Annotated in this window: 9 protein-coding genes; 3 read left to right on the forward strand and 6 right to left on the reverse strand. The window is 74.6% G+C overall.

The features are described 5' to 3' along the window. Positions 1-40 precede the first annotated feature (40 nt). Positions 41-1,183, reverse strand: coding sequence for a glycosyltransferase family 4 protein (locus tag ACFWEE_RS32375; RefSeq protein ID WP_386894783.1), 1,143 nt, complete (start codon positions 1,181-1,183; stop codon positions 41-43). A gap of 216 nt (positions 1,184-1,399) precedes the next feature. Between ACFWEE_RS32375 and ACFWEE_RS32380 the strand changes: the two genes are divergently transcribed. Next, on the forward strand, positions 1,400-2,692 hold the full coding sequence (locus tag ACFWEE_RS32380; protein WP_386894785.1) for a glycosyltransferase 87 family protein: 1,293 nt from the start codon (positions 1,400-1,402) through the stop codon (positions 2,690-2,692). Here the strand turns inward: ACFWEE_RS32380 and ACFWEE_RS32385 are convergent. From ACFWEE_RS32385 to ACFWEE_RS32405, 5 genes are all read right to left on the reverse strand, one after another. Beyond that, positions 2,668-3,996: a hypothetical protein gene (locus ACFWEE_RS32385; protein ID WP_386894787.1), complete on the reverse strand. Its 1,329-nt coding sequence runs from the start codon at positions 3,994-3,996 to the stop codon at positions 2,668-2,670. The two genes, ACFWEE_RS32380 and ACFWEE_RS32385, sit on opposite strands and share 25 nt — an antisense overlap. Before the next feature lie 16 nt (positions 3,997-4,012). Beyond that, entirely contained in the window at positions 4,013-5,071 is a 1,059-nt protein-coding gene (locus ACFWEE_RS32390; protein ID WP_386894789.1) for an NlpC/P60 family protein, read from the reverse strand. A 267-nt stretch (positions 5,072-5,338) separates the two neighbouring features. Beyond that, a complete protein-coding gene (locus ACFWEE_RS32395) occupies positions 5,339-6,364 on the reverse strand; it encodes an NlpC/P60 family protein (protein ID WP_386894791.1) in 1,026 nt (341 codons plus the stop codon). 339 nt (positions 6,365-6,703) lie between these two features. Further along, a complete protein-coding gene (locus ACFWEE_RS32400) occupies positions 6,704-8,065 on the reverse strand; it encodes an NYN domain-containing protein (RefSeq protein ID WP_386894795.1) in 1,362 nt (453 codons plus the stop codon). 36 nt (positions 8,066-8,101) lie between these two features. Then, entirely contained in the window at positions 8,102-8,344 is a 243-nt protein-coding gene (locus tag ACFWEE_RS32405; RefSeq protein ID WP_327175299.1) for a hypothetical protein, read from the reverse strand. A 188-nt stretch (positions 8,345-8,532) separates the two neighbouring features. Here ACFWEE_RS32405 and ACFWEE_RS32410 point away from each other — a divergent pair, with 188 nt between their 5' ends. Together ACFWEE_RS32410 and ACFWEE_RS32415 are read left to right on the forward strand one after the other, a co-directional pair. After that, positions 8,533-9,285: a rhomboid family intramembrane serine protease gene (locus tag ACFWEE_RS32410; RefSeq protein WP_386894793.1), complete on the forward strand. Its 753-nt coding sequence runs from the start codon at positions 8,533-8,535 to the stop codon at positions 9,283-9,285. Then, on the forward strand, positions 9,282-9,563 hold the full coding sequence (locus ACFWEE_RS32415) for an Lrp/AsnC family transcriptional regulator (RefSeq protein ID WP_173262987.1): 282 nt from the start codon (positions 9,282-9,284) through the stop codon (positions 9,561-9,563). Before ACFWEE_RS32410 ends, ACFWEE_RS32415 begins: the two co-directional genes overlap by 4 nt. The last annotated feature ends 63 nt before the right edge of the window (positions 9,564-9,626 follow it).

Below are 9,626 nucleotides of genomic sequence, written 5' to 3' on the forward strand. Positions count from 1 at the left end.
GCCCGCACGCGCGTGCGGGCCCCTCTCCGTCGTAGCGCGGTCAGAGCAGCGTGCGGAGCTTCTCGGCGAGCAGGTCCCAGCGCCACTTCTCCTCGACCCACTCGCGTCCCCGCTCCCCCATGCGGCGGCGCAGTTCCGCGTCGCCGAGCAGGGTGACGATCCGGTCGGCGGTGTCCCCGGCGTCGCCGCCGCGCACCACCCAGCCCGTCTCGCCGTCCAGGACGGCGTCGGGCGCCCCGCCGGAGTCGCCGGCCACCACCGGCAGCCCGGTCGCCGAGGCTTCCAGGTAGACGATGCCGAGGCCCTCCACGTCGAGGCCGCCGCGCCGGGTCCGGCAGGGCATGGCGAAGACGTCTCCGGCGCCGTAGTGCGCGGGCAGTTCCTCCCACGGCACCGGGCCGGTGAAGCGCACGGAACGGCTCACGCCGGTCTCGGCGGCGAGCTTCTCCAGGTCCTTGGCGTACGGGCCGCCGCCGACGATCAGGAGCACGGTGTCGGGGTGGCGGGCCAGGATCGCGGGCATGGCGAGGATCAGCGTGTCCTGGCCCTTGCGCGGCACCAGCCGGGAGACGCAGACGACGACGGGCCGGTCGGTGAGCCCCAGCCGGGCCCTGACCCGGTCGCCGCCGGACGCCGGGTGGAAGGTCTTCTCGTCGACGCCGGGCGGGAGTTGCACCATGCGTCCGGCCGCCTCGGGGGTGAGCGCGGCGGCGATCCGGGACCGGGTGTACTCACCGAGGTACGTGATCGTGTCGGTGCCCTCCCCGATGCGGCGCAGCAGGTGACGGGAGGCGGGGAGCTGGGCCCATCCGGCCTCGTGGCCGTGGGTGGTGGCGACGAGCCTGCGGGCGCCGGCCCGGCGCAGCGCGGGGGCCATCAGGCCGAGCGGGGCGGCGGCGCCGAACCAGACGGAGGTGCAGCCGTGCTCCCGCAGCAGCCCGGCCGCGCGCCGGGTGACCCGGGGGGTGGGCAGCAGCATCGTCGTGCGGTCGCGGACGACGGTGAAGGGCTGGTCGGCGTCGAAGTCGGCGGTGGCCCGCACCCCTTCCTCGCTCCGCTTCCAGGTGGAGGCGTAGACGACGAGCTGTCCGGGGTCCAGCCTCAGCGCCATGTTGTGCAGGAAGGCCTGGATGCCACCGGGGCGGGGCGGGAAGTCGTTGGTCACGATCAAGGTCTTGTCCATCGCCGCCGACAGTAACGGACCCGCCCCGCGCGCCGGACCTCCCCGTGTCAGGTCAGCCCGGCGACCCGCCGGAGTCCCGCCGTCAACCGGCCCCGGCGCCCTGCCGGAGTCCCGTCGGCGACCGGCCTCCCCGCCACCGGCCGCGCCTGAGTCCCGCGCGCGGCGGGGCCCGGCATCATGGCTGACCGGACGTACGGCACGAGGGGCGGAAGAGCCATGACGGGACGGGCCGGCACGCGCGGGGTCCTCGCGGTGTGGACGCCGACCAGGGCGGTGCTGCTGCTCTGCGTGCTGAAGGTGGTGACGGTTCCGGGCCCCGACGTCACCGTGGACGTCTCGGTGATCTACCACGGCTGGTACGAGGTGCTGCGCACCGGCGCCTTCCCCGCGGGCGACGTCACCTGGCAGTACCCTCCGGCGGCGGCGCTGCCGGTGCTGGCCCCCGCGCTGCTGCCGTTCCTGGCGTACCCGACGGCGTTCGCCGTGCTCGTGCTGGTCTGCGACGCGCTGGTGCTGGGGCTGCTGCTGCGGGCGGGCGCCCGGCCCGGTGCGCGGCGCACGGGCGCCTGGCTCTGGGTGGCGGGCGTACCGCTGCTGGGCCCGACCGTCTACGCCCGGTACGACCTGATGGTGACGGCGGTCGCGGTGGCGGGGCTGCTGGCCGGGGTGCGCCGGCCGCGGGTGCTGGGGGCGCTGGCGGCGTTCGGGGCGCTGCTGAAGGTGTGGCCGGTGCTGGTGCTGGTGGGGACGGCACCCGGGCGGGCGACCCGCCGCGCGTGGTCGGCGGCGGTGGTGGTGGCCGGGGCGATGGCGGCGGCGTTCTGGCTGGCGATGCCGGGGGCGTTCGCGTTCCTGACGTACCAGCGGGACCGGGGCACCGAGATCGAGTCGCTGGGCGGGGTGGTGCTCCAACTGGCGCGGTGGTCGGGCTGGCCGGGTTGGATCGAGCTGCGCTACGGCTCGATGGAGTTCCTCGGCCCCCGGGTGGAGCTGGTGTCGGCGCTGGCGCTCGGGCTGGGCGGGGCGGCGTTCGGCTGGCTGCTGGTGTGGCGGCTGCGGGCCCGTACCTTCGCGGCGCACACCGCGGCGGACGCGGCGTTCACGGCGGTGCTGGTGTTCACGACGACGAGCCGGGTGATCAGCCCGCAGTACCTGGTGTGGCTGGTCGGTCTGGCGGCGGTCTGCCTGGTCCTCCCGGGCAGCCGGTCGGGCCTGCCCGCGTGCCTGGTCCTGGCGGCCTGTCCGGTGACCTTCCTGGAGTTCCCGCTGGGCTTCGGGCACGTGGTGGCGGGCGACGGCACGGGCGTGGCGCTGCTCCTGGTACGGAACGGCCTGCTGGTCGCGGCGACGGTGATCGCTGCGGCGCGGCTGTGGCGCGGGACGCGGCCGGTGGCCGCACCGGACGGGGCCCCGGACGAAGCCCCGGAAACGGCCCTGGACGAGGCCTCGGCCGGGACCGGCGGGGAGGCCGGGGCGCCGGTGCCTCAGCCGAGCCGTTCGGTGAGGTAGTCGCGCCAGCGGGTGGTGAACTCCCGCTCGCCGATGCCGAGCACCTTCTCCATCGCGGTGTCCACCGCCCCCTCGCGCCCGTCGTGCGCCCCCACCGCCCGGTACAGGTCGGTGAGCGCGTCCTCGCCCCACTCCTCGGCGACGAGGACGCAGGCGAGCCAGCCGCCCTCGTACGCCCGCGCCAGCGCGTCCGCGTCCCGGTCGAAGGCGAAGTCGTCGTCCGCGGGGAGCGCGGCGGGCAGGTCCCGGGCGCGGACGGCGGTGGCGAGTTCGGGCGCGATCTCGCCGGCCGTACGGTCCTCCTGCCGGTACGCGGCCCAGTCGGCGAACCCCTCGGAGAGCCAGAGCGGGGTGGCGGCGGTGGTGGACGTCCGGGTCGCCACGTGCGTGGTCTCGTGGGTGAGGACGACCCGGCGGCCGAAGGTGCCGAGGCCGGCGTACGCCTCCGGGTTGACGACGACCCGGTCGGCGAGGCCCGGCCGGCCGTTCCCGCTGGACACCGCGCCGGTGGTGACGGCCGCTATCCCCCGGTAGCTCCCGTCCGGCGAGCCGAGGAGCTCCGCCATGGCCGCGGTGGAGGCGGGGACGAGGTAGACCACCCGCGCCGCCCAGGAGTCCGGCCAGGCGGCGGAGACCGCCGGGACCGCGAGGTCGGCGGTCTCCGCGATCTCGCGCAGCTCCTTGGCCGGGCGGCCGACGCCGAGGACGAGGCTGTGGGTGCCGTGCACCGCGGTGACCGGGCCTTGGTCCCAGAGGGGTACGGCCGCGTCCTTCGCGGGCCGGTCGGCCGTGAGGTACCAGGACCCGCCGGAGCCGTCCCGGGCGAGCTCCAGGGTGCGGCGGGCGGTCGCGGGGGCGGTGTCGAAGCCCGCGACGCGGTAGTCCAGCTCCACGTCGGCGGTGACCCGGCCGGCGCCCCGGGCGGTCACCGACTTCACCGTGTACGTCCAGGACCGCAGCGGCACCTGCGCCAGGTCGGCCAGCGAGGTGCGCTGGGCGGCGCGCAGCGCGGTGGCGTCCGGGTCGACCACGGCCAGGTATCCGGCGGTGTCGTGGTCGAGCACGGCGGCGGCCCGCCGGTCCAGGACCGCGCCGATCTCCCCGGCGGTGGCGGAGTCCGCCGAGCGGTCGGGGGCGGCGCACCCCCCGGCGGCCATCAGCCCGGCCAGCAGCAGCGCGACGAGCGGGACGCCCGCCGCACGCCGGATCCGGCCGCGGGGGCGGTCCCGCCGCGCGTCGGGCGCCGCCCGGCCCGCGCTCGGGACGGACGGCGCCGCGTTCGGAGCGTGCCCTGGTTCTGCCATTCAGCCGATCGTACGGTCAGACCCGGGTGACCGAGGAGACGGGCATCATGCCGACGGGGTCGTAGCGGACCGCGGCGCCGGGGTACGGGGCGTGGATGACCTGGCCGTTCCCGGCGTACATGGCGATGTGGCTGGCGTCCGCCCGGTAGGCGACGAGGTCGCCGGGGAGCGCCTGGGAGAGCGGCACCATGCGGCCCGCGTACCGCTGGGCCTGGGAGGTACGCGGCAGGCTGACGCCCGCGCGGGCGTAGGCCCACTGCATGAGCCCGGAGCAGTCGAAGCCGCTGGGGCCGTTGGCTCCCCAGACGTACGGGCGGCCGAGCGCCTGCTGGGCGGCGGCCAGGGCGGCGAGGGCCCTCGCCGAGCCGGGGAGACCGGCGGCGCCGGCCCGCAGGGCGTCCAGGTCCCCGGTGCCGCCGGGGCCCGGGGGGCGGCCGGAGCGGGACGCGCGGTCGTCGTAGGCGGCGCGCTGCTCGGGCGGAAGGGCGGCCAGCAGGCGGCGGGCCTCGGCGAGCTTGGACTCGACGGTGCGCTTGTGACGGGCCACGGCGGCACGGCTGCGCTCCAGGTCCCGCAGGTCGTCGGCGGCCTCGGCGCGGATCTGGTCGAGCTTCTGGCGGGTGCGGCGGAGCTTGTCGAGCGCGAGCGCCTGGCGGGCGCCGAGCCGGTCGAGGGTGGCGGCCCGGTCGAGGAAGGTGTCCGGGTCCGAGGAGAAGAGCAGGGCCAGGGCGGGGTCGAGGGCGCCCTCGCGGTACTGCGCCCCGGCGATGGCGCCGAGGCCCCCGCGCATCCTGTTGAGGGCTTCCCGGGTGCGGGCGGCGGCCTCCTGGGCCCTGGCGACCTCGTCGCGGAGCCGGCCGGTCTCCTCCCCGGCACGGTTGAACCGCTCGGTGGCCCGCTCCGCCTCGCGGTACAGCTGGTCGACGCGGGCCCGGGTGGCGTCCCGGTCGTGCGGGGCCGCGCTCGCCGGGGCCCCGGTGAGGCCCGCGGCGGCGCTCGCCGCGGCGGCCGTGAGGACCGTGGCGCGGACGCCCCGGTTGAGGCCGGACTGGGTGGGACGGCGATGGGAGACCACGGGAGCCGCACTCCTTCCGCTGCGCGCGTACGCACGCGGCCCCCTGCCACCCGGGACAGGTGGGACGACGGACGGGAGCCGCACAGCAGACAGACAGTAATCGTCCGGTTACACGACGACCAAGGACCGGCCGGGGCGCGCGAGGGACGAAACGGCCCCGCCCCGGCGGTGACCTGGGTCTCCGTCGGGGCGGGGCGCGGTGCGGGGGCGAACCGATTCGCCCGTTCGGGCGTCGGGCACCGGCTGCCGGGCGTCAGGTACGGGGCGTCAGATGCGGACGCCGACCTGGAAGCTGCCGATGGTGTTCATCGACTCGTAGCGGACGTACGCGCCGGGGTGCGGGGCGTGCAGCACCGTGTTGTTGCCCGCGTAGAGGGCCACGTGCTCGGTGTTGTTGAAGAACACCAGGTCACCCGGCTTCAGCTGGCTGCGGCCGATCTGGGTGCCCTGGTTGATCTGGGTGTACGTGGTGCGGGTGATCTCGACACCGGCCTGGTGGTACGCCCACTGCGTGAGGCCCGAGCAGTCGAAGGAGCTGGGGCCCGTACCGCCGGAGACGTACGGCTTGCCGATCTGCGTGGCGGCGTTGGAGAGGGCGGCGGCGCCGAGGGCGGACGCGGGGACCTCGTTGCCCAGGTCGACACGCGTGTCGGCGGACCGGCTGGCACGCTCCTCGTCGTCGGCCATCTTCTGGCGCTCGGCGGCGGTGAGGGTGTTCAGCAGGGCCTGCGCGTCGGCGAGCTTCTTCTGGTACTTCTTCTTGTTCGCACCGAGGGCGTCGCGGACGTCGGAGAGCTCGGCGAGCTTCGCCTGGGCCTCCTTGCGCTCCTGGGCGAGGGTGCGCTGCTTGGCCTGGATCTTCTCCAGCGACTCGGCCTGCTTGGCCGTGAGGCTGTCCAACGCGGAGGCCTGGTCGAGGAAGCTGTCCGGGTCCGAGGAGAAGAAGAGCTGCACGGAGGGGTCGATGCCGCCGGAGCGGTACTGCGCGGTGGCGAGCGAACCGAGTTCGCCGCGGAGGCCGTTGAGGTCGGCCTGCTCACGGGCGACCTTGTCCTGGAGGGCGTCGACCTCCTTCTTCAGCTTCTCCTGCTGCTCCTTGGCGCCGTTGTACTTCTCGGTGGCGGCCTCGGCCTCGCCGTAGAGCTTGTCGACCTCCGCCTTGACCTCGCTCTTGGTCGGCTTGGGGTCGGCGTGCGCGGCCTGGGCGGAGAGGGCCACGGCGGCTGCGGCGGTCGCGGTGAGCACGGTCACACGAGTGCGGCTCGGCTGCTTGGGTCGACGGTGGGACGCCACGAAGGCGAGCTCCTTCTTCCTCAGAGCCGCCTACCAGGACGGAGGGCAGAGCACCCGGTACGACCCGGCTCCGCGCACATCACGGACTCGGCGGTTCCTTCGCCGCCACCCCGAATGAGTGATCAACCGTGCGAAGGTTCGAGCCCTGACCCTAGTGACCTAGTTGTGATCAGTTCAAATCCTTCCCGGAGGGAATTGGTCACACTCGCCGCTTCCCCGCCGCCGACGCACGGCGCGTGGCCGGGAGTTGACGATACGTTTCCCCCGAAGCCGCACGACGGGCCGTACCGGTCGTCACGGACGAAACCCGCAGCGCGGGAGAGCTCACCGGCCGCGGCGTCACACGCGCGAAAGCCGCTTCAGGAGCAGAGCGGACGCGACGGGCCGGGCACCGGCCTTGGCCACCCCGTCCGCCACCTCCCGGTCGGTGGAGACCACCACGACGGGCCGCCCCGGCGGTTCGGCACGGGCGAGTTGACGGATCAGCTCGTCGGCGGTCACCCCCGCCTTGCTGAAGAGCACCCGCACCCCGCGCGGCGGCGCGAGCAGCACCGGCACGGCCAGCTCCGCCCCGTCGAACACGCAGGTCACCTCGGCGCCGGTCTGCGCGGCGAGCATCGACAGCCCGCCCAGGAGTCTCAACCGCTGCTTCTCCAGCGGCATCTGGGGATAGCCGGTCTTCGTGACGTTGTAGCCGTCGATGATCAGGTGTGCCTGCGGCAGCGCCAGCAGCTGGTCCAACAACGCCGGATCGGTCTCCGAAAGCGCCCGCGCGGCGATGTCCTTGGGCGACATCCGGCCCGGCTCGACCGCGTCCACCCCGTCCGCGGGACGGGAGGTCGACGGTGGCAGCGCGAGCTCGCGGCGCAGCCCCGCGGCGGCGTCGAGCACGGTGTCCAGCAGCAGCCGCAGCCGCATGTCCTCGACCGAGCGGCCCTCGCGGGCGGCTCTGCGGCTCGCCTCCACGGTCGTCTCGGCCTCCGCCAGGCGGGTCTTGAGCCGGCGGGTCTCGCTCTCCGCCTGGGAGACCTGCGCCGCCGCCTCGGCGCGTACCGCGTCCGCCTCGGCGGCGGCCCGGCGCAGCGCGGCCTCGCTGCGCTTGACCTCGCTGAGGGCGCTGCGCAGTTTGCGGTGGAGCGACTCGGACTCCTTGCGGGCGGCGTCCAGTTCGGCGCGGAGCCGCTCGGTGTCGGCCTTCGTCTGGCCGCGCGCCTGGGCCAGTTCCTCGCGCAGGCGTTCCGTCTCGCGCCGGGTCTCGTCGTCGGCGCGCTCCGCGGTGGCCCGCTGGACCTCCTCGCCGGCGGCCTGCACCAGCTTGACCCAGCCGACCGGGCGCAGCACGTACGCGGCGGCGGCGACGTCCACCGGATCGGCGGCGGCCGGCGGGGCGCCGGCCTCCAGGGCGCGGGCCAGCTCCGGCTGGGCCGCCGCGATCCGTTCCCCGATGCGCCCGCGGAAGCGCGCGTCGCCCTCCAGCGCGGCGGCCATGGCGTTCCCGGCGAACTTCGCGCGCCGGGTCGGGGTGAAGCGGGCGTACTGCCGCAGCTGCGCGGGCAGTTCGCCGACCGTCAGACCCCCGAAGGCGTCCGAGACCAGCGAGACGACCCGCCGCCGCACTCCCTCGGGCAGCGGGCGGTCGAGCGCCTCGACGGCGCCGTCGGCCCCATCGGCCGGATCAGCGCCGTTGGTCGGCTGCTCCACCATCCGTCACCCCATCATGTCCGTGGCGCGACTCCGTCAGGAGTCGGCACCTGGCCTGTCCACCAGTTCGATCTGGTCCACCGCGCTGCACCAGCGGCAGCGCACCGATTCGATCGTCTCACTGACGACCTCCCGCTCCTCGACACTGGCGTCACCGGCCAGGTCGAGGTGGACGTACTCCACCACCTTCGACGACCGCGTCACGTCGAAACGCGTGAGGTTCCCGCAGAGCGTGCAGCGCCAGCGGGTCGCGTCGGTCGGCTGGGGAACCGTCGTCATCGTGCCGTCCTCTTTCGTCGTCGGGGCTCGTGCCGTCCCGGACCGAGCCCCGTCCTGTCCTGCTTCAAGGATCTCGCGGTGCGCCGTCGAACTGCGGGTGTCCTGGGGCAACCCTACGGCCTCGCACCCGGCCGACGGCACGGCGAGGCGGCCCGTTCCGTTCCGTCCCGGTACGTCATGCTCCGTACATGATCGAACAGCGTGACGCGGGCCCGCCGGGCGCGGTACGGAGACTCCGCCTCCCGGCAGCGGCGGGCGGCGCCCCCGTCACGTACGGCCTCATGGCCGTGTGCTGCCTGGTCTTCCTCATCAGCCCGGTCTCCGGGTTCGGCCCCTCCTACGGCACCGCCGACGCGGCGCTCGCCGCCCAGGCGGGCTACTTCGAGCGGTGGGGGGTGATCCCCGCCGATCTGTGGGACGGCTCCGCGCACGCGTGGCTCACCCCGTTCACCGCGCTCTTCGTGCACGGCGGCTGGCTCCACCTGCTGGGCAACATGCTCTTCCTGCACGTGTTCGGGGCCATGGCCGAGGAGCGGATGGGCCACCTCGGCTTCGCCCTCTTCTACACGGGCTGCGGCTACCTGACCCTGGTGGTCTACGCGGCGGCGTACGCGGACTCCGAACAGACGCTGGTCGGCGCCTCGGGGGCGATCTCGGCGGTGCTGGGGGCGTTCCTCCGCCTCTTCCCCCGGGCGCGGGTCACCAGCATCTTCCCGTTCCTCCTCTTCCTGCCGCTCCGCTTCCCCGCCTGGACCGTGCTCCTCTTCTGGTTCGCGCTCCAGTGGCTGGCGGCGCGCGGCGCGGGGAGCGGTCCGGGCGTGGCCTATCTGGCCCACGTGGCCGGGTTCGCCGCCGGATTCGTCCTGGCCCGGGGGGTTCACCGGCGTGGGGCTAGAGTGAAGACACCAGCCACGGCCACCGAGGGAGAAAGCCAGCCGTGATCACCGCGATCGTGCTCATCAAAACCAGCGTCGACCGGATTCCGGAGATCGCCGAGTCCATCGCGGCGCTGGACAGCGTCAGCGAGGTCTTCTCGGTCACCGGTACGTACGACCTGATCGCCATGGTCAGGGTGGCCCGCCACGACGACCTCGCCGAGGTCATCCCCGGCCGGATCAGCAAGATCCCCGGCGTGGAGGCCACCGACACGCACGTGGCCTTCCGTACGTACTCCCAGCACGACCTGGAAGCCGCCTTCGCCATCGGCCTCGACGCGTAACCACCGCTCGCGACGCGGTCACCGGCAGCACTTCGGCCGGGTACGGGCAACCGCCCGTACCCC

The organism is Streptomyces sp. NPDC060184, assembly GCF_042728795.1.
GTDB lineage: Bacteria > Actinomycetota > Actinomycetes > Streptomycetales > Streptomycetaceae > Streptomyces.